The sequence below is a fragment of the uncultured Aquabacterium sp. genome, from assembly GCF_947366995.1.
In the GTDB taxonomy this organism is placed as follows: Bacteria; Pseudomonadota; Gammaproteobacteria; order Burkholderiales; family Burkholderiaceae_C; genus Aquabacterium.
Window position 1 is genome coordinate 1 of sequence record NZ_CANBCC010000025.1, and the last position, 23,224, is coordinate 23,224.

18 protein-coding genes and 1 riboswitch are annotated in these 23,224 nt (G+C 66.9%); of the genes, 6 read left to right on the plus strand and 12 right to left on the minus strand.

Annotated elements, in window-relative coordinates; genetic code table 11:
• Window positions 1-66: 66 nt before the first annotated feature.
• The 4 genes from sucD to recA all read right to left on the minus strand — a co-directional run bounded on the left by sucD (window position 67) and on the right by recA (window position 4,015).
• Window positions 67-960, minus strand: coding sequence for a succinate--CoA ligase subunit alpha (gene sucD / locus Q0Z44_RS08750; RefSeq protein ID WP_109034423.1), 894 nt, complete (start codon window positions 958-960; stop codon window positions 67-69).
• Between the two features lie 23 nt (window positions 961-983).
• Entirely contained in the window at window positions 984-2,144 is a 1,161-nt protein-coding gene (gene sucC, locus Q0Z44_RS08755) for an ADP-forming succinate--CoA ligase subunit beta (protein WP_109034420.1), read from the minus strand.
• 276 nt (window positions 2,145-2,420) lie between these two features.
• Window positions 2,421-2,927, minus strand: coding sequence for a recombination regulator RecX (recX, locus tag Q0Z44_RS08760; protein ID WP_298011803.1), 507 nt, complete (start codon window positions 2,925-2,927; stop codon window positions 2,421-2,423).
• A gap of 23 nt (window positions 2,928-2,950) precedes the next feature.
• The gene (gene recA / locus Q0Z44_RS08765; RefSeq protein WP_298011805.1) at window positions 2,951-4,015 is read right to left on the minus strand and encodes a recombinase RecA; all 1,065 of its coding nucleotides are present in this window, start codon (window positions 4,013-4,015) and stop codon (window positions 2,951-2,953) included.
• 225 nt (window positions 4,016-4,240) lie between these two features.
• Here recA and Q0Z44_RS08770 point away from each other — a divergent pair, with 225 nt between their 5' ends.
• Both Q0Z44_RS08770 and metH read left to right on the plus strand, forming a co-directional pair.
• Window positions 4,241-4,471: a DUF465 domain-containing protein gene (locus tag Q0Z44_RS08770; protein WP_109034413.1), complete on the plus strand. Its 231-nt coding sequence runs from the start codon at window positions 4,241-4,243 to the stop codon at window positions 4,469-4,471.
• A 145-nt stretch (window positions 4,472-4,616) separates the two neighbouring features.
• Window positions 4,617-7,430 carry a methionine synthase gene (gene metH / locus Q0Z44_RS08775; protein ID WP_298011806.1) on the plus strand — a complete coding sequence of 938 codons (2,814 nt, stop codon included), beginning with the start codon at window positions 4,617-4,619 and terminating at the stop codon, window positions 7,428-7,430.
• Between the two features lie 52 nt (window positions 7,431-7,482).
• Here metH and Q0Z44_RS08780 read toward each other — a convergent pair whose 3' ends face one another.
• The 3 genes from Q0Z44_RS08780 to Q0Z44_RS08790 all read right to left on the minus strand — a co-directional run bounded on the left by Q0Z44_RS08780 (window position 7,483) and on the right by Q0Z44_RS08790 (window position 13,176).
• Window positions 7,483-8,925 (minus strand): hypothetical protein, encoded by a 1,443-nt coding sequence (locus Q0Z44_RS08780; protein WP_298011807.1) that lies wholly within the window; start codon window positions 8,923-8,925, stop codon window positions 7,483-7,485.
• 162 nt (window positions 8,926-9,087) lie between these two features.
• A complete protein-coding gene (gene uvrA / locus Q0Z44_RS08785) occupies window positions 9,088-12,033 on the minus strand; it encodes an excinuclease ABC subunit UvrA (protein ID WP_298011809.1) in 2,946 nt (981 codons plus the stop codon).
• Window positions 12,034-12,198: 165 nt separating this feature from the next.
• The gene (locus Q0Z44_RS08790; protein WP_298011810.1) at window positions 12,199-13,176 is read right to left on the minus strand and encodes an alpha/beta fold hydrolase; all 978 of its coding nucleotides are present in this window, start codon (window positions 13,174-13,176) and stop codon (window positions 12,199-12,201) included.
• Window positions 13,177-13,314: 138 nt separating this feature from the next.
• Here Q0Z44_RS08790 and Q0Z44_RS08795 point away from each other — a divergent pair, with 138 nt between their 5' ends.
• Complete coding sequence (locus Q0Z44_RS08795) at window positions 13,315-14,010, plus strand: TetR/AcrR family transcriptional regulator (protein ID WP_298011811.1); 696 nt, start codon at window positions 13,315-13,317, stop codon at window positions 14,008-14,010.
• 12 nt (window positions 14,011-14,022) lie between these two features.
• Here the strand turns inward: Q0Z44_RS08795 and Q0Z44_RS08800 are convergent, their stop codons facing one another.
• The 4 genes from Q0Z44_RS08800 to Q0Z44_RS08815 all read right to left on the minus strand — a co-directional run bounded on the left by Q0Z44_RS08800 (window position 14,023) and on the right by Q0Z44_RS08815 (window position 18,640).
• Window positions 14,023-14,907, minus strand: a complete 885-nt coding sequence (locus Q0Z44_RS08800; RefSeq protein WP_298011812.1) for a fumarylacetoacetate hydrolase family protein — start codon at window positions 14,905-14,907, stop codon at window positions 14,023-14,025.
• Between the two features lie 101 nt (window positions 14,908-15,008).
• Window positions 15,009-15,848 carry an orotidine-5'-phosphate decarboxylase gene (pyrF, locus tag Q0Z44_RS08805; RefSeq protein ID WP_298011813.1) on the minus strand — a complete coding sequence of 280 codons (840 nt, stop codon included), beginning with the start codon at window positions 15,846-15,848 and terminating at the stop codon, window positions 15,009-15,011.
• Between the two features lie 18 nt (window positions 15,849-15,866).
• A complete protein-coding gene (purB, locus tag Q0Z44_RS08810; RefSeq protein WP_294637913.1) occupies window positions 15,867-17,240 on the minus strand; it encodes an adenylosuccinate lyase in 1,374 nt (457 codons plus the stop codon).
• A gap of 80 nt (window positions 17,241-17,320) precedes the next feature.
• Window positions 17,321-18,640 carry a DUF898 family protein gene (locus Q0Z44_RS08815; protein WP_298011814.1) on the minus strand — a complete coding sequence of 440 codons (1,320 nt, stop codon included), beginning with the start codon at window positions 18,638-18,640 and terminating at the stop codon, window positions 17,321-17,323.
• A gap of 163 nt (window positions 18,641-18,803) precedes the next feature.
• Here Q0Z44_RS08815 and Q0Z44_RS08820 point away from each other — a divergent pair, with 163 nt between their 5' ends.
• Window positions 18,804-19,424 (plus strand): glutathione S-transferase N-terminal domain-containing protein, encoded by a 621-nt coding sequence (locus Q0Z44_RS08820; RefSeq protein WP_298011815.1) that lies wholly within the window; start codon window positions 18,804-18,806, stop codon window positions 19,422-19,424.
• A 19-nt stretch (window positions 19,425-19,443) separates the two neighbouring features.
• On the opposite strand, the gene Q0Z44_RS08825 is transcribed toward Q0Z44_RS08820, so the two are convergent.
• On the minus strand, window positions 19,444-21,105 hold the full coding sequence (locus Q0Z44_RS08825; protein ID WP_298011816.1) for an FMN-binding glutamate synthase family protein: 1,662 nt from the start codon (window positions 21,103-21,105) through the stop codon (window positions 19,444-19,446).
• 151 nt (window positions 21,106-21,256) lie between these two features.
• A riboswitch (SAM riboswitch) is annotated at window positions 21,257-21,331 on the plus strand.
• Between the two features lie 52 nt (window positions 21,332-21,383).
• On the opposite strand from Q0Z44_RS08825, the gene Q0Z44_RS08830 reads away from it, so the two are divergent.
• Together Q0Z44_RS08830 and metW are read left to right on the plus strand one after the other, a co-directional pair.
• On the plus strand, window positions 21,384-22,595 hold the full coding sequence (locus Q0Z44_RS08830) for a homoserine O-acetyltransferase (protein ID WP_298011817.1): 1,212 nt from the start codon (window positions 21,384-21,386) through the stop codon (window positions 22,593-22,595).
• Between the two features lie 14 nt (window positions 22,596-22,609).
• Window positions 22,610-23,194 carry a methionine biosynthesis protein MetW gene (gene metW, locus Q0Z44_RS08835; RefSeq protein ID WP_298011819.1) on the plus strand — a complete coding sequence of 195 codons (585 nt, stop codon included), beginning with the start codon at window positions 22,610-22,612 and terminating at the stop codon, window positions 23,192-23,194.
• Window positions 23,195-23,224: the final 30 nt, after the last annotated feature.

Here is a 23,224-nt window from a genome sequence, read left to right on the forward strand (position 1 = left end):
CTGCGAAAGGGGCTGTGGTCAGTGAACGGGCCGGGGCACGGCGGGCGTGGCCCCGGCAGGCCAGCGTCAGATCAGGCTCTTGAGGATCTTGCCCATCTCGGACGGATTGCGCGTGACCTTGAAGCCGCACTCTTCCATGATGGCGAGCTTGGCATCGGCGGTGTCGGCGCCGCCCGAAATCAGGGCGCCGGCGTGGCCCATGCGCTTGCCCGGAGGGGCGGTGACACCGGCGATGAAGCCGACGATCGGCTTCTTCATGTTGTCCTTGCACCATTGGGCGGCTTCGGCTTCGTCCGGGCCACCGATCTCACCGATCATGATGACGGCGTCGGTTTCAGGGTCGTCGTTGAAGGCCTTCATCACGTCGATGTGCTTCAGACCGTTGATCGGGTCGCCACCGATGCCGACGGCGCTCGACTGGCCCAGACCCAGCTCAGTCAGCTGCGCCACGGCTTCGTACGTCAGGGTGCCCGAGCGCGAGACCACGCCGATGCGGCCCTTGCGGTGGATGTGACCGGGCATGATGCCGATCTTGATCTCGTCGGGCGTGATCAGGCCGGGGCAGTTCGGGCCCAGCAGCAGCGTCTTCTTGCCGCCAGCGGCTTCCTTGGCCTTCATCTTGTTGCGCACCATCAGCATGTCGCGCACGGGGATGCCTTCGGTGATGGCGATGACCAGATCCAGGTCGGCCTCGACGGCTTCCCAGATGGCGTCAGCGGCACCAGCGGGCGGCACATAGATCACCGACACGGTGGCGCCGGTTTGCGAGGCGGCTTCCTTGACGGAGGCGTAGATGGGGATGTCCGAGAACTTCTCGCCAGCCTTCTTGGGGTTCACGCCGGCCACGAACGCGTTCTTGCCGTTGGCATAGGCCTGGCAGCCCAGGGTGTGGAACTGACCGGTCTTGCCCGTGATGCCCTGGGTGATGACCTTGGTGTCTTTGTTGATGTAAATGCTCATGACGAATCCTCTGGGTGCGGGGCTCAGGCGACAGCGGCGACGATCTTGGTCGCGGCTTCGGCCATCGAATCGGCGGAGATGATGGGCAGGCCGGAGTCGGCCAGCATCTTCTTGCCCAGGTCTTCGTTGGTGCCCTTCATGCGGACAACCAGAGGCACGTTCAGGTTCACGGCCTTGCAAGCGGTGATGACGCCATCGGCGATGGTGTCGCACTTCATGATGCCGCCGAAGATGTTGACCAGGATGCCCTTGACGTCCGGGTTCTTCAGCATGATCTTGAAGGCTTCGGTGACCTTCTCGGCCGTGGCGCCGCCGCCGACGTCGAGGAAGTTGGCCGGCTCGCCACCGAACAGCTTGATGGTGTCCATGGTCGACATGGCCAGACCGGCGCCGTTGACCAGGCAGCCGATGTTGCCGTCGAGCTGGATGTAGGCCAGGTCGAACTTCGAGGCTTCGACTTCAGCGGGATCTTCTTCGTCCAGGTCGCGCAGCGCCACGATCTCGGGGTGACGGAACAGGGCGTTGGAGTCGAAGTTGAACTTGGCGTCCAGGGCGATGAGCTGGCCCTTGCTGTCACGGTTCAGCGGGTTGATTTCAACCAGCGAGGCATCCGTGTCCATGTAGCACTGGTAGAGCTTCTGGCAGATGTCGATGAACTGGGCCACCGAGTCAGCGGGCATCGCCACGCCCTTGGCGAGTTCTTCGCCTTGCGCCTGCGTCAGGCCGGCCAGCGGATCGACGAAGACCGTGACGATCTTCTCGGGGGTGCTGTGAGCGACTTCCTCGATGTCCATGCCGCCTTCGCTGGAGGCGATGAAGGCCACCTTCTGCGTGCCGCGGTCGGTCACGACGGAGAGGTAGTACTCCTTCTGGATGTCGGCGCCGTCTTCGATGTACAGGCGGCGGACCTTCTGGCCTTCGGCACCCGTCTGGTGCGTGACCAGTTGCATGCCCAGGATGTCGGAGGCGCGGGCCTTCACGTCGTCGAGCGACTTGGCCACCTTCACGCCGCCGCCCTTGCCGCGACCACCAGCGTGGATCTGCGCCTTGACCACCCACACGGGGCCGCCCAGCTTTTCAGCTGCCGCAACAGCCTCGTCTACGGAAAATGCCGGAATGCCTCTTGGGACCGGCACGCCAAATCGGCTCAGGATCTCTTTGCCTTGGTACTCATGGATCTTCATGGGTGTCTCGCAGTCTGGTGTTGCGTTCTTGTCGGATTGACAATGCCGCACGCCGCCGATCAGGCGGACGGGGCGCGACGCTTTCAAGGGATGGGCTTGTTGCGTTGCAGCGTGCAAGGATAGCACCGCGCACCTGTCGAGTCGCTGTCTCCCCCCGGTACAGCCCGCCGTGTGAGCTGTCTTTTTATGAGGGGTTTACCCTAGGGATGCCCGATTTTTGCGGCCGTTGCGCCCCGAAGCGCGGCGAAAGCGGCGGTGCGCCCCAAGCCGGATCGGTCAGTCTTCTGAGTGCGGCTCGGGCATCTCGCCGCGCAGGACCCGCCGGATCACATCGCCCGAAAAGCCTCGGGCCATGAGGAACCGGGACTGCCGGGCTCGTTCGGTGGCGTCCATGGGCGGCTCACCGAACCGGCGAGACCACAGCGAAAAAGCCCGCTCGAATTCGGTCTCTCGCAAGACCTGGACAGCCTCCCGCGCCACTTCGACGGGCAGCTGATGCTGGGCGAGCTCGGCCTGCACGCGAGCGGCCCCGTAGCGCGAACCGCGCCGGTGCACCATGGACTCGGCGAAACGCTGGGCCGACAGCAAGCGGGCCGATTCCAATTCATCAAGAATGCGTTCGACCTCTTCCACCGACTCGGCGTGAGGCCCGAGCTTGCGCCTCAGCTCCACCCTCGAGTGCTCTCGGGCAGCGAGGTACTTCAGCGCGCGCCCCTTGAGCGAGAGCGTCGGCGCACGCCGACGCTTCGGCGGATCAGCCGCGTCGCGATCCGAGCCCGTCATGTCAGTGGGGCGCTGCGGATGGATCAGGCTTCGTCGTCGGCGACAGCGGGCGCAGCGGCCACCGGCGGCAGCAGAGCGATGCCGAGCGAGTCACGAATCTTGTTTTCGATCTCGCGGGCAATGTCCGGGTTCTCGCGCAGGAACTCCCGGGCGTTGTCCTTGCCCTGGCCGATCTTGTCGCCGCTGTAGGCATACCAGGCGCCCGACTTGTCGACGATCTTGGCGTTGACCCCCATGTCGATGATTTCACCCTCGCGGCTGATGCCTTCGCCGTAGAGGATGTCGAATTCGGCCGTCTTGAACGGGGGCGAAACCTTGTTCTTGACGACCTTGACCTTGGTTTCGTTGCCGATGATCTCGTCGCCCTTCTTGATTGAGCCGATGCGGCGGATGTCCAGGCGCACGGACGCGTAGAACTTCAGCGCATTGCCGCCGGTGGTCGTTTCAGGCGAGCCGAACATCACGCCAATCTTCATGCGAATCTGGTTGATGAAGATGACCGTGCAATTGGTCTTCTTGATGGTGGCGGTCAGCTTGCGCAGCGCCTGGCTCATCAGTCGCGCCTGCAGGCCGGGCAGCGCGTCACCCATTTCGCCTTCCAGTTCCGCCTTGGGGGTGAGTGCGGCCACCGAGTCGACGACGATCAGGTCGACCGAGCCGGAGCGCACCAGGGCGTCGACGATCTCAAGTGCCTGCTCGCCGGTATCCGGTTGGGAAATGAGCAGATCCTGCAGGTTGACGCCAAGTTTCTGGGCGTATTGCGCGTCCAGCGCGTGTTCCGCGTCGATGAAAGCACAGACCCCGCCCTGCTTCTGCATTTCGGCGACGACTTGCAGCGTCAGCGTCGTCTTGCCGGAGGATTCCGGGCCGTAGATCTCGATCACGCGGCCGCGGGGCAGACCGCCGACGCCCAGAGCGACATCGAGGCCCAGCGATCCGGTCGAGACCACCTGGATGTCTTCCACGACCTCGCCCTCGCCGAGGCGCATGATCGAGCCCTTGCCGAACTGCTTTTCAATCTGCGCCAGGGCGGCTTGCAGAGCCTTGGCCTTTTCTGCGTTGAGGGCGGACTTGGCGGTCGTTTCCATGAATGGTCTCCGGATGGATGCGGCGTGTGTTTGCGCTTGAACTGGCCGCCATTATGGCAAAAGCTGGATGCCTGTACAGTGGTTCCGGGGTTTTATTTGCCCCCTCTGACGGGCGGGGCGAAGCGAAGGCAGACCGGTTGATCTGCCACAAGGCCGCCCCGCGCACCCCGCGGCACGATGAAGTCAGTCAGACACCCCCCTCGGCCACAACACAAAGGAGCCCAGATGGACCATCACCCGCTGATCAAGGATTTCCCCGAACTTCGTGAGCGCATCCACGCGCTGAAGACCACCAACACCCACTTCGCCCGCCTGGAGCGGGAGTACGAAGATCTGGACAAGGCCATCGTGCGTCTTGAAAGCGGCATCGAGCATGGCTCGTCAGCGGAGTTGGAGCAGAAGAAGCAGCAACGCGTGACGCTGAAGGATGAGCTTTACGCCCTGTTGAAGGCCTGACCCACCCGGTCATCGCGTCAGCACCCCCGCTGCGCCGCACCTCACCAGGTGCGGTCGACAGTGCCCGGAGGCCTTGACCTATCCGTCAAGGCCTCTTTGCTTTGCTGGCACACCCCAGCGGCCCCGCCTCGTAAAATGGGCGGTTATGACCGAAGCTGTCCGCCCCCCTCACGCCGCGCAAACCGGCACCCCGTCTCCCGCCGCCGTGGCGCCCATGCGCCTGTCCGGGCTGGAGCCCGTGCTGCTCGGCGAGGGCTCGCTGTTCGTCAACGTGGGCGAGCGCACCAACGTGACGGGCTCGAAGGCCTTTGCGCGCATGATCCTCGAGGGGCGATTCGAAGACGCCCTGTCGGTGGCGCGCCAGCAGGTCGAGAACGGCGCGCAGGTCATCGACATCAACATGGACGAGGCCATGCTGGACAGCAAGGCCGCCATGGTGCGTTTCCTGAACCTGATTGCGGGTGAGCCGGAGATCGCCCGCGTGCCCATCATGATCGACTCGTCCAAGTGGGACGTGATCGAGGCGGGCCTGAAGTGCATCCAGGGCAAGGGCATCGTCAACTCGATCTCGCTGAAGGAAGGCGTCGACGAGTTCAAGCGCCAGGCCCGCCTGATCAAGCGCTATGGCGCCGCCACCGTGGTGATGGCCTTCGACGAGGTCGGCCAGGCCGACACCTACCAGCGCAAGGTCGAGATCTGCGAGCGCGCCTATCGCATGCTGGTCGACGAGGTGGGCTTCCCGCCGGAAGACATCATCTTCGACCCGAACATCTTCGCGATCGCCACCGGCATCGAAGAGCACGACAACTACGCGGTCGACTTCATCAACGCCACGCGCTGGATCAAGCAGAACCTGCCCGGCGCCAAGGTGTCGGGCGGCGTGTCGAACGTGTCGTTCAGCTTCCGCGGCAACGAGCCCGTGCGCGAAGCCATCCACACCGTGTTCCTGTACCACGCCATCCAGGCGGGCATGGACATGGGCATTGTCAACGCCGGCATGGTGGGCGTGTACGACCAGCTCGATGCGCACCTGCGCGAGCTGGTGGAAGACGTGGTGCTCAACCGCAAGCCGGTCTACAAGGACTGCGAAGACACCTCGCTGACGCCGACCGAGCGCCTGCTGGGCATTGCCGAGCAGGTCAAGGGCGCAGCCAAGGACGACTCGGCCAAGCTGGCCTGGCGCGGCACGGCCGAGGAACCCGCACCGGTGGATCAACGACTGAGCCATGCCCTGATCCACGGCATCACCGAGTTCATCACACAGGACACGGAAGAATGCTGGCAGCAGATCAAGGCCCGGGGTGGCCGGCCGCTGCACGTGATCGAAGGCCCGCTGATGGCCGGCATGAACACCGTGGGTGACCTGTTCGGCGCGGGCAAGATGTTCCTGCCGCAGGTGGTGAAATCGGCCCGCGTGATGAAGCAGGCCGTGGCGCATCTGGTGCCCTACATCGAAGAAGAAAAGCGGCAGCTGGAAGCGGCCGGCGGTGACGTGAAGGCCAAGGGCAAGATCGTGATCGCGACCGTGAAGGGCGATGTGCACGACATCGGCAAGAACATCGTCACTGTGGTCCTGCAGTGCAACAACTTCGAGGTGGTCAACATGGGTGTGATGGTCCCGTGCCAGGACATCCTCGCCAAGGCCAAGGAAGTGGGTGCCGACATCATCGGGCTGTCGGGCCTGATCACGCCGTCGCTGGAAGAGATGCAGTATGTGGCCGCCGAGATGGAGCGCGACCCGTACTTCCGCGAGCGCAAGACACCGCTGCTGATTGGCGGCGCCACGTGCAGCCGCGTGCACACCGCCGTGAAGATCGCGCCCAACTACAGCGGCCCGGTGGTGTACGTGCCCGACGCTTCGCGCGCCGTGGGCGTGTGCTCCGACCTGCTGAGCGAAGAACGCCACGCCGACTACATTGCCGAACTGAACGCCGACTACGAGAAGGTACGCCAGCTGCACGCCAACAAGAAGGCCACGCCGCTGGTGTCGCTGGCCGAGGCGCGTGCCAACAAGGCCATCGTGAACTTCGAGACCCACACGCCCGAGGCGCCGAAGTTCATCGGCCGCCGCGTGTTCAAGAACTACGACCTCGGCGAGCTGGCTCCGTACATCGACTGGACGCCCTTCTTCCAGACCTGGGATCTGCATGGCCCCTTCCCTGCCATCCTGGATGACGCGGTGGTGGGCGAGCAGGCGCGCAAGGTGTATGCCGACGCGCAGGCCATGCTGAAGAAGATTGTCGACGGCCGCTGGCTGACGGCCAACGGCGTGATCGGCCTGTACCCGGCCAACACGGTAGAAGACGACGCCATCGTGCTGTATGCCGAGGAAGCCCGCACCACCGAGCTGATGCGCTGGCACCCGCTGCGCATGCAGAGCGAGCGGCCTGTCGTGGATGGGGTGAAACGCCCGAACCGCTCCTTGGCCGACTTCGTGGCACCGAAGGGCGACAAGGCCGATTACATCGGCATGTTTGCCGTGACCGCCGGCCTGAACATCGAGAAGAAGGAAGCCGAGTTCATGGCCCACCATGACGACTACTCGGCCATCATGCTCAAGGCCCTGGCCGACCGCCTGGCCGAGGCCTTTGCCGAGCGCATGCACGAGCGCGTGCGCAAGGAGTTCTGGGGCTATGCCGAGGCCGAGCAGCTCGACAACACGCAGCTCATCAAGGAGCAGTACCGCGGCATCCGCCCGGCACCGGGCTACCCAGCCTGCCCCGACCACACGGTCAAGCGCGACATGTTCAAGGTGCTCGAGGCGCACGACATCCACATGCACCTGACCGAGAGCCTGGCGATGATGCCGGCGGCCAGTGTGAGCGGCTTCTACCTGTCACACCCCGACGCGACCTACTTCAACGTGGGCAAGATCGGCGGGGACCAGGTCGAGGACTGGGCGCAGCGCACGGGACACAGCCTGATGGATGCGGAGCGGGCGCTGGCGCCGCTGTTGTGAGACAACAGGAACGGGCCCCTTGCGCGGCCCCTCCTGCGTGCCATTCAGCAGATCAGTACGGGCAGTTCTGCTTGTAACGTGTCACCACCTGGGGCGACACGGCCGGGCTGATGGCCGCCTCATGTTGCGCGCCGCAGAGGAACGGGCTGTATCGTGTGTCCTGATCGACGAAGCGCTTGAGCCAGGCCGTCACGTAGCGGGCGACCTTTTCTCGCTGAAGGGCCGGGGCCGAGGTGTTGGTGCACGCGCTGGAGCCTTTGAGCTCCATGAGCGCCTTGCTGACCGGGGCGGGCACAGTTTCATAGATCCGGTCAGCATGCGCCCGGGGGGGTGCAAAGGCATCGGACTGGCACGCCACGACCAGCGTCGGCACGGTCACCCCACTGTGGTCCTTGACCTGCGTTGCCGGTGCCAGCGCCACGACCGCTTTCACAGGCCCGTCAGCTCGGGCAAGCGCCATGGGCTGCCCGGTGCCATGGCCGAGCACGGCACGGCGGCTCGCATCAACCCGCCCGTACAGCGGGGTGCCCGCCTGGGCACTCCAATCCACCAGCTTTTGCAGCGCAGCCAGGCTTTGCGCATTGCGCGAAGCGGTCGAGTCGAAGAGCGAGCGGGTGTCATGGGCGACGATCACGAAGCCTTGAGACGCCAGCCTCTGCGCCAGCCAGGACGTCGCACGGCGATCTTCCAGCAGGCCCGGTGCGATCACGGCCAGCGCGTACGGACGCTCCCCCTGGACATTCGGCCAATAGACCGTGGCGGAGGGCACACCTGTCGCCGGCGGCAGCGCCATTGTGGCGACAGGGAAGGGTCCCGGCAGGCTGCCGAGCGTGGCATCCGGAGCGGGACCATGGGCCGTGTCGATGACCGGGCTCACGTCGAGCACGATGGTGCGATCGACGCCGTAGGCCCCGCTCTGGTTGCTGCGCAGGTACCAGGAGGCCAGTTCTGCCTGCCCTTGCACCCGGAGGATGTATCGCCCCGGGGACAGCGTCGCCTGCCCCTCGAAGCTCACTGGCACCGGGGTCTCAGTGGCGCCCTCCACCGCGTACAGGGCGTACTGCACGTTGCTGTTGCCGCCACCATAGACACTGCCGGCCGTCACCTGCACCGTGCTGCGTTGCGCGACGTCGAACGTGGCAGACATCTGCCCGGTGGCCTTGGCCAGTTCGTCGGCGGGCTGGCTGAACGCCGCTCTCAGGTACAGGCGCGCACGCAGTTGGGTGGTCGTTGCAGCGAGTTCGGCCTGCCCCTCGGCAGAGCTGGCCAAGCTCGTCGCCTTTGCCGTCAACAGCAGCGGTTGATCTGTACTGGTCCTCACATCCTGCGCAAAGGGCACTGGATTGAGCGGCACGTACATCGAACCCGATTGGAGGGTGGCCGACAGCGCGCCCTGCTGGGCAACCATTTGCAACTGAGCCAAGGCGGCGGGCGAGCCTGCCAGCAGGCCGGCAGCCAGAGCCGCGGCGCCCCACTTGAAAGATGACGAATGCATGGGTGAATCCTCTCTGGTTGGTTTTGTTGGCACGGGCCCCATCCATGTGCACGCCTGACAGCGTGTCGGAATGCTACCTCCGCAGAAACGCCCCAAACCCTCACCCACCCTGTACCCGCCCCCCGATCGGACGACACATCGTGCGTCAGACCAGGGCCGGCCTCACAGCAAGGGCGCGAGATACCGCCCCGTGTGGCTGCCCGGATGTGCGGCCACCGCCTCCGGCGTGCCCGCCACGAGCAGCTGCCCCCCGCCTGACCCGCCCTCGGGTCCCATGTCGATCAGCCAGTCCGCCGTCTTGATGACGTCGAGGTTGTGCTCGATGATGACGATGGTGTTACCCGCATCGCGCAGCTGGTGCAGCACCTTGAGCAGCAGCGCGATGTCGTGGAAGTGCAGGCCGGTGGTCGGCTCGTCGAGGATGTAGAGGGTGCGGCCGGTGTCGCGCTTGCTGAGCTCCAACGCGAGCTTGACGCGCTGGGCCTCGCCGCCTGACAGCGTGGTCGCGCTCTGCCCCAGGCGGATGTAGCCCAGGCCCACGTCCATCAGCGTCTGCAGCTTGCGGGCGATGGCGGGCACGGCGCTGAAGAACTCGAGTGCGTCCTCGACCGTCAGCCCCAGGATCTCGTGGATGTTCTTGCCCTTGTAGAGCACCTCGAGCGTCTCGCGGTTGTAGCGCTTGCCTTGGCACACGTCGCACGGCACGTACACATCGGGCAGGAAGTGCATCTCGACCTTGAGCACGCCGTCGCCCTGGCAGGCTTCGCAGCGGCCGCCGGCCACGTTGAAGCTGAAGCGCCCGGCGTTGTAGCCGCGCTCGCGGGCGGTCGGCACGTCGGCCAGCAGCTCGCGGATGGGCGTGAACAGGCCGGTGTAGGTGGCCGGGTTGGAGCGCGGCGTGCGCCCGATCGGCGACTGGTCGACGTTGATGACCTTGTCGAACAGCTCCAGCCCTTCGATCTCGTCATGCGGTTCGGGCTCGGCGTGGCTCTGGTAGAGCTTCTTGGCCACCGCGGCGTACAGCGTGTCGTTCACCAGCGTGGACTTGCCCGAGCCCGACACGCCGGTGACGCACGTGAGCAGCCCCACCGGCACCTCGACGGTGACGCCCTTGAGGTTGTGGCCCCGTGCGTTGACCACGCGCAAGCGCGGCGTCTCGTCGGTGAAAGGCCGACGCTCGGACGGCACGGGGATGCGCAGCGCACGCGCCAGGTATTGCCCGGTCAGGCTCTCGGCGTTGGCCGCGATCTCGTCCGGCTTGCCTTGCGCCATCACGCGGCCACCGTGCACGCCGGCACCCGGCCCCATGTCGACCACATGGTCGGCAGCGCGGATCATGTCCTCGTCGTGCTCGACGACGATCACGCTGTTGCCCAGATCGCGGAGATGCTGGAGCGTGCCGATCAGGCGGTCGTTGTCGCGCTGGTGCAGGCCGATGCTGGGCTCGTCGAGCACGTACATCACACCCGTCAGGCCGGATCCGATCTGCGAGGCCAGGCGGATGCGCTGTGCCTCGCCTCCGGACAGCGTGTCGGCGCTGCGGTCGAGGCTGAGGTAGTTCAGGCCCACGTCGTTGAGGAAGCGGAGGCGCGAGCGGATTTCGTTGACCACCTTGGCGGCAATCTCGGCCTTGGCGCCCTGCAGCTGCAGGCCTTCGAAGTAACGGTGCGCCTCGGCCAGCGTGGCGTGGCCGATCTCGTAGATGGCCTTGCGGTCGCCGGTGTGGGCGTCGAGCAGCTTCACGTGGCGGGCCTCGCGGCGCAGGCGCGTGCCGTGGCAATCGGGGCAGGCCTTGGGCTGCTGGTAGCGGGCCAGTTCTTCACGCACCGCGGCCGAATCGGTTTCCTTGAAGCGGCGCTCGAAGTTCGGGATGATGCCTTCGAAGGGATGCGTGCGCTTGACCTTGCGCTTCTTGCCGCTCGGACCGTCTGCCTCGTAAGTGAACTCGATCTCGTCGGCGCCCGACCCATACAGCAGCACGTGCTGGATATGCGCAGGCAGCTCCTCAAAAGGCTGCTCGATGTCGACGTCGTAGTGCCGGCCGACGCTCTCGATGAGGCTGTAGGTGTAGGGGTTACGACGGTCCCAGCCCTTGACCGCACCGCTGCCGATACTCAGCGACGGGAAGGCCACCACACGGTGGGGATCGAAGGCGATGACGTGGCCCAGCCCATCGCATGTCGGGCAGGCGCCTTGCGGCGAGTTGAACGAGAACAAGCGGGGCTCGAGTTCGGACAGCGAGTAGCTGCACACCGGGCAGGCGAACTTGGCCGAGAACAGGTGGGTCTTCCCGGTGTCCATCTCCAGCGCCAGCGCGCGCCCCTCGGCCAGACGCAGGGCCGTCTCGAAGCTCTCGGCCAGACGCTGCGCCATGTCGCCGCGCACCTTCACGCGGTCGACCACCACGTCGATGTCGTGCTTCTCGTTCTTCACCAGCGGCTTGAGGTCGACCGCCTCGGTGATCTGCCCGTTGATGCGGAAGCGCACATAGCCCTGCGCCTGCATGTCGGCAAACAGCTCGGCGTGCTCACCCTTGCGGTCGCGCACCACCGGCGCGAGGATCATCAGCTTGGTGTCCTCCGGCAGCGCCAGCACCGCATCCACCATCTGGCTCACGCTCTGAGCTTGCAGCGGCTCACCGTGCTCGGGGCAGAACGGCGTGCCGGCCCGGGCATACAGCAGGCGCAGGTAGTCGTGGATCTCGGTGACCGTGCCGACCGTGGAGCGCGGGTTGTGGCTGGTGGCCTTCTGTTCGATGCTGATGGCCGGCGACAGCCCCTCGATCACGTCGACATCGGGCTTGTCCATCAGCTGCAGGAACTGGCGCGCGTAGGCGCTCAGGCTCTCCACATAGCGGCGCTGGCCCTCGGCGTACAGCGTGTCGAACGCGAGGCTGGACTTGCCCGAGCCCGACAGCCCCGTGATCACCACCAACTCGTGGCGCGGCAGGTCGAGGTCGATGTTCTTGAGGTTGTGCGTGCGCGCCCCGCGGATCTGAACGGTGGGATGCTCACCGCGCAGGCGCGGCGCAACAGGCAAGGACGCAGCCGCCGGCTGGGCGGCGGGCACCACGGTGGTGGGGTCGATCGGGGGCACGGAACGGGACATCGGGCAGTCAGCAGCAAGAAGAAGGCCCGCCTGCAGCCGCGCCGTGCCTTGAAAGGCAGGAGCCCGGCCACCGAAAGGGCAACCGGTCATCATACGTCGCGCGTGCCCGACCGCGCCAGCGTCGAACTCACCCGAGCGCCGGCCAGGGGTATGGCCCTGCCGCGTTCAGCGCGCCAGATGCTGGCGGAAGAACGCCGTCTGACGCGCCACGACCTGCTCGAAGACCGGCCCGCTGTACGGCGAAAAATGGTGTGCGCCGGCCAGTTCGACGTACTCCCCCCGCGGCAGGGCCTTGGCCGTGTCACGCACCTTCTGCACGGGAATGAGCCCATCCTGCGCGGCGGCGATAACGAGCGTCGGCGCCTGCACCTTGGGTGCGCTGTCGATCGGATAGAAGAAGGGCAGGCTGAAGAGGAAGCGCGCGGCCACCTTGTTCTCGCCCTCCTGCCCCTTGGGCACCAGCTTGCTGTAGCCCGCGACGCACTCGTCGCAGATCAGGGCCGCCGTGCTCCCGTCCGCCGAAATGATCGGCATGTAGAGCGGCGCCTCCCCTTCGCCGCGCAACGCATCGCGGATGGCCATCCACATCGCCGCCGGCTGGTGCCTGAGCGGATAACGCAGGGCACTGGACAGGCCGTGCACGAACGGAACCTGCGAGCTCACCGCCTTGACGACCTGCGGCCGGCGTGACGCCGCGACCAGCACCTGGCCGCCGCTGTAGGACGAGCCCCAGATTCCGAGGCGCGATCCGTCCACATCCGGGCGCGCCGCCACGGCGTCGATCACCGACACCCAGTCGTCGACGTGGGCCGGACCGTCGACCACGCGACGCGGCTGGCCACCGCTGCGCCCGAAACCCCGGTAGTCGAAGCGCACCACGGCAAAGCCGGCCTGCACGAACCGATCGGCAAACGGGGTGAGCCCCCAGTCGCGCAGGGCACCAAAGCCGTGCGCCATGATGATCACCGGTGGCCGCGCCACCCCGGGCGGTCGACGGATTTCAGCGTCACACGTGGTGCCGCCACAGCGCACGCTGAGCGGCTCGGCGACGGCTCCCGCGGCCGCAGCATGGGCTGCCCCGGAAAGCACGGCAGCGGCCGCCACCCACGCAAAGGCGGAAAGACACCTGGGAAAAAGGGCCATGCGCATGATAAAAAGCGTCTTTGAACAGACAGCGGGAGAACGGTGCCAGATCGTACCCAGGGCTCCGTGCGTGCTTTCGCTGTTTCGCCCCAGCCCTGACAGTCGATCCTGCTGGGTGGGCTCATCTCCTGCCACGCCATGTCTCAGACCCTCTTTCATGCCCCGCTGATGTCGATGCCCGCCTCGGCCGATCCCGAGTCCCTCGGCACCACGACGGCAACGCCCCCCACACCCGACCATCGCAGCCGCCTGATGACGGCGATGGGCACCACCCTCGTCCACAAGCCCTACGGCGAGATCACGATCGCCGACGTCGTGGCCGAGGCACGGGTGTCGAAGCGCACCTTCTACGAGCAGTTCGCCAGCAAGGACGAGTGCCTGCTGGCCCTGTGCGAACTGCTGAGCGAACGCACGCTGGCCGTGATGTCCGAAGGGTTTGACCCGGACAAGGACTGGATGGCGCAGCTCAACTGGGTGATCGAGGCCTACCTCGGCAACATCCAGAAGCAGCCCGCACTGATCCGCACGCTGTGCGTGGAGCTGCTCAACCTCGGCGCCCCGGGCCTGGCCGTGCGCCGTGCCATCCTGCAGCGCTTCGTGAACTTCCTGATCCGTCAGGTCGAACTCTCGCGCCAGCACGAGCCGGGCCGTCTGCCGCTGTCGCACAACCTTGCCATGGCGGTGGTCGGTGGCGTCAACGAGCTGATCCTCGAGGCGATCGAACAGGGTCGCGGGGATCGCTTGCTTGATCTGGCCCCCGAGGTGGAGGCCTTCGTGAAGGCCGTGCTCGACGCCCTCGAACCGCACGCGCGCTCAGCGCACGGCGCGCGCTGAATACGCCCCCGGTCAGTCGGCCGTGGTTTCGGCCACGCAGCGGGCGACGATGGCCCCCAGGCGCTCGATCTCGACGCGCACGGTGTCGCCATCCTTCAGGAACTTCGGCGGATCGAAGGCTGCGCCCACGCCGCTGCAGGTGCCGGTGAAAATCACGTCGCCGGGCTCCAGCGTCATCACCTCGGTGAGCTGCGCGATCTGCGCCCAGATGTCGTGGATCATCAGGCTGGTGTGGCTGTGCTGCCGGCGCTCGCCATTGACCCAGCAACTCAGCGCCAGCTGGTGCGGGTCGCCCACCTCGTCGGCGGTCGTGATCCAGGGCCCGAAGGGCGCGTGCGTGTCGAAGGACTTGCCCAGCGTCCACTGCGAGGTGCGCTTCTGGTAGTCGCGCACCGACACGTCATTGCCCACGCAGTAGCCGAACACCACCTGGTGCGCCCGTTCGCGTGGCACATGGCGACAGCGCTGGCCGATGATGGCGACCAGTTCGCCTTCGTAGTCCGTCATCTGCGAGACGCGGGGCAGCACGATGGGATCGAACGGGCCGTTGACGGCCGAGGGCAGCTTGGGAAACCACACCTGGTGCGCCGGCACCGTGCGGGCCTCGCCAATGATGTTCTCCTGAACGTGCTCCAGGTAGTTCAGGCCGATTGCCAGCGCCTTGCCAGGCCGGGGCACGGGCGCGAGCAGGTGCACGGCGTCGACCGCGGCATCGGCAGGTGCCTCGGTCAAGGCGGCCACGCGGTCTTTCAATTCGGCCCAGCGGGTGATCAGGTCGATCATCGGCTGGTGGGCCGACAGCGCGCCGCCCAGGGCCGCGCTCAGGTCGATGAGGTCGCTGCCGCGGACCAGACCGGCACGGGCCTGACCGTCATGTTCAAAGGTACACAGGTGCATGGTGCGAACGGAATGCAAGGGGTCTGCACGGAAGGAAGACCCGATCATGCACCCATCCGCGCCCCCCGGTCGAGCAAGCCCCCGACCGGATCCGGAACGCCTCAGCGCGCGGCGTTCAGCGTGTCGCGCGTCTGCATCGCCACACGGCGGGCCGCGCTGGCAAAGTCATCGCCGCTGCTGGCGTACAGCACCGCGCGCGAGCTGTTGACGATGATGGTGCCGGTGACGGCGCCACTCGCATCGGTCTTCAGGCCGGCCTTGACGGTGGCCGCCGCATCGCCGCCCTGCGCACCCACGCCGGGAATCAGCAGCGGCACGGTCGGTGCCAGTTCACGCACGCGGGCAATCTCTTCGGGGAAGGTGGCACCCACCACCAGGCCGATCTGGCCGTTGGTGTTCCACGGGCCCTGCGCCTGCTTCGCGATGTGCTCGTACACGCGCGGCTGGCCTTCGATGTCGGCCAGACGCAGGTTCTGCAGGTCCGAGCCGCCCGGGTTGGACGTGCGGCACAGCAGGATCACGCCCTTGCCCGGGTGCTTGAGGAAGGGCTCCATCGTGTCGAAGCCCATGAAGGGCGACAGCGTTACGGCATCGGCCTGGTAGCGCGAGAAGGCCTCGTGCGCGTACTGCTCGGCGGTCGAGCCGATGTCGCCGCGCTTGGCATCGAGGATGACGGGCACGCTCGGCGCCACGCGGCGCATGTGGGCCATCAGGCGCTCGAGCTGGTCTTCGGCGCGGTGGGCCGCAAAGTACGCAATCTGCGGCTTGAAGGCGCAGACCAGGTCTTTGGCGGCATCCACGATGGCCGCGCAGAAGTCGTAGATGCGGTCGGGCTGGCCCTTCCACGCACCGGGAAACTTCGACGGCTCCGGGTCCAGGCCCACGCACAGCAACGACTGGTGCTGCTGCTGCACGCGCAGCAGCTGTTCGGTGAAGATCATCTCGACGCCTGTCTCGGGTTACTTGCCGATGCGCTGGGCCAGCTCGACTGCCTTGCCGATGTAGTTGCCCGGGGTCATCTCCATCAGGCGGGCCTTTTCTTCTTCCGGCAGCTCCAGCGTGCCGATGAAGGCCTGGATGGACTCGCGCGTGATCGCCTTGCCGCGGGTCAGCTCCTTCAGGCGCTCGTACGGGTTGGGCAGCGCATAGCGACGCATCACCGTCTGGATGGGCTCAGCCAGCACTTCCCACGACGCATCGAGGTCGTCGGCCAGGGCCTGAGGGTTGACTTCCAGCTTGCCCAGGCCACGCGCCAGGCTGTCGTAGGCCAGCAGGGCATAGCCCAGGGCCACGCCCATGTTGCGCAGCACGGTCGAGTCGGTCAGGTCACGCTGCCAGCGGCTGATCGGCAGCTTCTGGCTCAGGTGCGTCAGCACGGCGTTGGCCAGGCCCAGGTTGCCTTCGGCGTTCTCGAAGTCGATCGGGTTGACCTTGTGCGGCATGGTCGACGAACCGATTTCGCCGGCCTTGGTCTTCTGCTTGAAGTAGCCCAGGCTGATGTAGCCCCACACGTCGCGCGACCAGTCGATCAGGATGGTGTTGGTGCGCGTGACGGCGTCGAACAGCTCGGCCATGTAGTCGTGCGGCTCGATCTGGATGGTGTAGGGGTTGAAGGTCAGGCCCAGCTGGTTCTCGATGACCGACTGGCTGAAGGCTTCCCAGTCCTTCTCGGGGTAGGCCGACAGGTGGGCGTTGTAGTTGCCGACGGCGCCGTTCATCTTGGCCAGCAGCTTGACCTCGGCGATGCGCTCGCGGGCGTTGGCCAGGCGGGCCACCACGTTGGCGACTTCCTTGCCCACGGTGGTGGGCGAAGCCGTCTGGCCGTGCGTGCGGCTCAGCATCGGGATCTCGGCGAACTGGTGGGCCATGCCGCTCAGGGTGCCGATCAGGGCGTCGATCGTCGGCAGGATGACCTGCTCGCGCGCGGCCTTGAGCATCAGGCCATGGCTGGTGTTGTTGATGTCTTCCGAGGTGCAGGCGAAGTGCACGAACTCACCGGCCTTTTCCAGCTCGGGGTGGTTGGCAAAGCGCTGCTTGATCCAGTACTCGACCGCCTTGACGTCGTGGTTGGTCGTCTTCTCGATGTCCTTGATGGCCTGGGCATCGGCCTCGCAGAAGCGCGCCACCAGGCCACGCAGGTAGCCGCGTGCGGCTTCCGACAGCGGCGCGAACTCGGGCAGGCCGGCGTCCGACAGGGCAATGAACCACTCGATCTCGACCTGCACGCGGCGGTGCATCAGACCGAACTCGGACAGCAGCGGGCGCAGCGCGGCGACCTTGGCGGCGTAACGGCCGTCCAGCGGCGACAGGGCGGAAAGGGCAGACAGGTTCATGGCGGAGGCCGGCCGCAAGACCGGATCAGGCTGAGTTCGACGGATCGGGGCCTGCAGCAGGCGCAGACCAACCCGCCATTTTACCGCCCGTCGGCCGTGCCGCGCGCATCGGGTGACCAGTGCGCGGCCAGTACCCGAGGATCGACCCGCGATCGCACGGCCAGCGCTTCGGTGCGCAGACGCCAGGCATCGACCGAGGCCCAGGGGCGGTACAGCCCCAACGACAGCACCGTGAGCAGCGTGTGCCGCGCGCAGCGGCGCACGTAGGGCCCGACCGCCAGCGTGCTGCGGAATCGCAGGTGGCGACAGCCGGTGTGGTTCCACGCGAGGTGGTGCAGGCGCGCCTGCAGAAAGGGCCACACCAGCGCGGCGGACAGGGCCAGCCAGGCCCCGACCAGCATGCGGTGCGCGGCAGGCCCGGGCTGCCAGGGTGTCCACGTGACGAGCAGTGCCCATCCCATGGACAGCACGCCTGCCACAACGGCCGACACCAGCGTGCCCCAGGTCAGCACGCGCAGGCCGAGCGACCAGAACGCGGTGTGCCCACCCCGCCAAGTCAGGGCCAGCGGCCCCAGCGCCAGATGCTGCTGCCGGTAGGCCACCCAGCGCGCCCACACGGCGGGCAAGCCCGCCAGCGTCACGGCAGCCAGGCTGCCCCATATCAGCCAGACGACACGGGCCTGCGTGCTGGCCAGCGCCAGTGCGCCAGCCGAGAGCAAGCCGAGGCCCGCCAGCGCCGGGCCGACGGCACGGTACAGCGCGCCGAGCGTGCCCTTGAAGACAAGCCGCCTGCCTCCCCAGGTCAGGCGCCCGGGGTCATCGGCCAGCCGCAGGTGCAGCCACACAGGGGCCGCGGCGAAGGCCAGCGCGATCGCGGCGGCCGCTGCCCATGTCGACTCTCCGGCCAGCGCGCCCACGACACCGGCCAACAGCCCGGCGCCCAGCAGGTCACGCAGGCAGGCGGTCCGTGCAGGCGCAGCGAGATCCAGGGAGTGGCCCGCAACCCAGGTGTGCCGCAGCAGCCAGCGGCGGGTCATGGCTCGGGCGCATGGCAGGGCGAGGCCTGCGGTCAGCAGAACGAGCGCGGCGCACCGCCACCACAGCCAGGCGTACTCGCGGGCCTGCCCCTCGAAGCGCACGGGCACGGTATGGACGACGCCCGACGGAAGCCGCGGAAGCGCGTCGGCGGCCGATTTGGCACCGGGCCGCACGGCAGGCGGCACGGTAGCGCGGCCTGTGGACCACGCCGACGGCGCGACCGAGCCGCCACCAATGGGGCGGGCCCGCGTGAAGGTGTCGGGTCCGGGCTCGGTGTCCACGGCGTCGACCACCCCCGCGCGGGAGCTGAGCGGCATCACGTGGGCCCTCAGCCCCCCCACCAGCCTGGCGATGTACTGCATGGGACGGAAGGCGGGGTTCGATGAAGCACAAAATGTAACCGGCAGAACCGCGTTGCGGGGGCTGGACACCCCCACATCGGGTGCCCTCCCTCCAAAGAACCTACTCCTGTGGCCGCCGTGTCCGCTTCGCTAGAATCAGATCAAACACACACGACGACACAGAATGAAACTGATCGGATCCCTGACCAGCCCCTTCGTCCGCAAGGTGCGCATCGTGCTGGCCGAGAAGAAGCTCGACTACAAGTTCGTGCTGGAAGACGTGTGGGCACCGGACACCACCATCGCGGACGCCAACCCGCTGGGCAAGGTTCCGTGCCTCGTGATGGAAGGCGGCGAAGCCATCTTCGACTCGCGCGTGATCGTCGAGTATGTGGACACGCTGTCGCCGGTCGGCAAGCTGATCCCTCTGAGCGGCCGTGAGCGCGTCGAGGTGCGCACGTGGGAAGCGTTGGCGGACGGCCTGCTGGACGCCGCCGTGCTGGCCCGCATGGAACAGACCTGGAGCGGCCGCACCGACGCCCAGCGCAGCGCCGCGTGGATCGACCGGCAACTGCTGAAGGTGCGTCACAGCGTGCAGGCCATGAGCCTCGGCCTGGGCGATCGCCCCTGGTGTGCCGGCAACCACCACAGCCTGGCCGACATCGCCGTCGGTTGCGCGCTGGGTTACCTCGACTTCCGCTTCCCCGACATCGACTGGCGCGCAGACCACCCCAACCTCGGCAAGCTGTACGACAAGCTGTCGCAGCGCCCCGCCTTCATCGACACGGCGCCGCCGCAGGCCTGATCGCACTGCCCTGCACCGCTCACGCGTCCGTCGTGGGCGAAAACGCGTGCGGGCTCGCCCGGTGCCAGTACTGCTCGAATGCGGCGTGCCGCCATGGACGCTCGCCCTGCTCCGCGGCCAGGATTTCGCCCGGCGCCAGATAGACCAGCAGGTTCGACAGCCGTTTCACCTCGAAGCCCGACAGCCGGCGCACGATGTGGTCGGCCGAGATCTCGTTGGGATGGGTCAGCCCCGCTGCCTGCACCAATTCCTTCAGTGCGCGCAGCGTGTTCTGGTGATAGCGCAGCACCCGTTGCGTCTTGTCCGGCACCGCCAGTGCGCGCTGTCGGGACGGATCCTGGCTGGTGACCCCCGTGGGGCAATGCCCCGTGTGGCAGCTCTGGGCCTGGATGCAGCCCAGCGCAAACATGAACCCGCGAGCCGAGTTGCACCAGTCGGCGCCGAGCGCCATCATGCGCGCGATGTCGAAGGCGCTGATGACCTTGCCCGCACAGCCGATCTTGACGCGGTGACGCTGGTTCAGGCCCACCAGCGTGTTGTGAACAAGAAGCAAGCCCTCCTGCAGCGGCGCCCCCACGTGGTCGGTGAACTCCAGCGGGGCGGCGCCGGTGCCTCCCTCCGCGCCATCGACCACGATGAAATCGGGCCAGAGGCCGGTTTCGTACATGGCCTTGGCCAGCGCAAACCACTCCCACGGGTGGCCGATGCACAGCTTGATGCCCACCGGCTTGCCGCCCGACAGTTGGCGAAGCCGCTCGATGAAACGCACCATCTCCACCGGCGTCGAAAACGCGCTGTGGCGCGCGGGTGAAACGCAGTCCTGCCCCACCAGGACCCCGCGCGCCTCGGCGATCTCGGGGGTGACCTTCGGGCCGGGCAGCACCCCGCCGTGGCCTGGCTTGGCGCCCTGGCTGAGCTTGAGTTCGATCATCCGGACCTGCGGCGTGCGCGCATTGCGCGCAAAGGCGTCGGCATCGAACTGGCCGTCGTCCGTGCGGCAGCCGAAGTAGCCGGAGCCGATCTCCCAGATGAGGTCACCGCCGGGCTCGCGGTGGTAGCGGCTGATGGAGCCCTCGCCCGTGTCGTGCGCGAAGTGGCCGAGCCTGGCGCCGGCATTGAGCGCCAGGATGGCGTTCGCGCTCAGCGCCCCGAAGCTCATGGCGGAGATGTTGAAGATGCTCGCGCTGTAGGGCTGGGTGCAGGAACTGCCGCCCGCGCCGATCACCACGCGGAAGTCGTGGCTGGCGAGCGTGGTGGGCGCCAGCGAATGGTTGATCCACTCGTAGCCCGCCTGCCCCACGTCCATCTGCGTGCCAAAGGGCCGCTTGTCAGGTTCCCCCTTGGCGCGCTGGTAGACCAACGAGCGCTGCTGGCGCGAGAACGGCGCGGCTTCGGCATCGCCCTCGATGAAATACTGACGGATCTCGGGCCGGATGAACTCGAGCAGGTAGCGCAGGTGGCCGATGACGGGGTAGTTGCGCAGCACCGCCCGGGAAGGCTGGCGCAGGTCGTTGATGCCCACCGCCGTGAGTGCAGTCCCGGCCAGCGCGCCCCCGAGCGCGAGCGCGGAACCGTGCGCCAGCCAGGCCCACACACCCCATGCGGCGGCCAGCACAGCCAGGCACAGCGCGGCATAGCGGATGGGCACGTGCTCATTGAGCTGGATCAGCCAGCGGGGCATGCGAACCTCCTTTCCACCCGGAATGCGGTGGGACAAACATACCGGGGTCGGCCAGGGCCGTCTGTGACGTGTGACCGGAATATCCAACCCTTTTCGCGGTCGCTCGCCCCCAACTCTCCTTCACAACGGGCTCTCGCGAATGGGTTAGACTTTCACCCATAGCGCCGATTTGTCCGGATTGCGGGCGCTCAAGAAATGCCGCTAAAGAGGGCGCTGCTCAGACCGGCCCCTGCTTTAATGCGAGGCCGGTTTTTTGTTGTCATCACCGTCGTAGCGTCATGTCCTCCATCGGGGTCGTCACCCCTGCTTCCATGCACTTCGGCACGCCGCTGCCGCTGCAAAGCGGTGCCGTGCTGCGCGACTACACCCTGGTCTACGAGACCTATGGGCGCCTCAACGCCGACCGCAGCAACGCGGTGCTGGTGTGCCATGCGCTCAATGCGTCCCACCACGTGGCCGGCCTCCACGCCGACGAACAAGGTCGCCCCATCCCCAAAAGCGAAGGCTGGTGGGACAACCTGATCGGCCCCGGCAAGCCGCTGGACACCGACAAGTTCTTCGTCATCGGCATCAACAACCCCGGCTCTTGTTTTGGCTCGACCGGCCCGATGCACACCAACCCGGACACCGGCAAGCTCTACGGCGCCGACTTCCCGGTGGTGACGGTGGAAGACTGGGTGAACGCCCAGGCCCGCGTGCTCGACCGCCTGGGCATCGACAAGCTGGCGGCCGTGCTGGGCGGCAGCCTGGGCGGCATGCAGGCGCTGAGCTGGACGCTGCAACACCCAGAGCGCGTGGCGCATTGCGTAGCCGTGGCCACCGCGCCGAACCTCTCGGCGCAGAACATTGCCTTCAACGAGGTCGCACGGCGCGCGATCGTGACCGACCCCGATTTCCACCACGGTCACTTCTATGAGCACGGTGTGGTGCCCCGACGCGGCCTGCGCGTGGCGCGCATGATCGGCCACATCACCTACCTGTCGGACGACGTGATGGAGTCGAAGTTCGGCCGCGAGCTGGTGGGCCGTGAGCTGGGCGACGCGCCGCGCTACAGCACGCAGGACATCGAGTTCCAGGTGGAAAGCTACCTGCGCTACCAAGGTGACAAGTTCAGCGACTACTTCGACGCCAACACCTACCTGCTGATCACCCGAGCGCTGGATTACTTTGACCCGGCACGGCATCACGGTGGCGACCTGAGCGCCACGATGGCGAAGGCGCTGGCCAAGTTTCTGGTGGTGAGCTTCACCACCGACTGGCGCTTCTCGCCAGCGCGTTCGCGCGAGATCGTCAAGGCGCTGGTCGACAACCGCCACGATGTGAGCTACGCCGAGATCGACGCGCCGCACGGCCACGATGCCTTCCTGCTGGACGACCCGCGCTACCACGGCGTGGTGCGCGCCTACTTCGAGCGCATCGCGCTGGAGCTCGAGCGCCACAGCACGCCGCTGAACAGCGCACAGGGGCAGCCCGTGCGCATGGCCGTCTGAGGGGAGGCACGACGATGATCGAACGCGACCTCCATCACGTGATTGCCGAGCTGGTGCCGCCCGGCTCGCGCGTGCTTGACCTGGGCTGCGGCAACGGCGCCCTGCTGGCCCACCTGCGCGACACCCGCCAATGCACCGGCTACGGCATCGAGATCGACGACGCCAAGGTGCTGGAATGCGTGCGCCGTGGCGTGAACGTCATCCAGCGCAACCTGGAAGAAGGACTGAGCCTGTTTGAGGACAACAGCTTCGACGTGGTGCTGCAGCTCGACACCCTCCAGCACCTGCGCAACACGGAGGCCATGCTGCGCGAGACGGCGCGCGTGGGCCGCATCGGGCTGGTCAGCTTCCCGAACTTCGCGCACTGGCCGCACCGCCTGAGCGTGCTGCGCGGCCGCATGCCCGTCACGCGGGCCCTGCCCTACCAGTGGTACGACACGCCCAACATCCGCGTCTCGACGTTCGCCGACTTCGAGGTGCTGGCCCGCAAGAACGGGCTGCGCATCCTTGCCTCGTTCGGGCTGCAGGGGGGCAAGACCGTGGCCACCTGGCCCAACCTGCTGGCCAGCACCGCGGTCTTCAAGTTCGAGCGGGGCTGAGACGACCGCGCCCCGGCGGCGTGCCGGGGC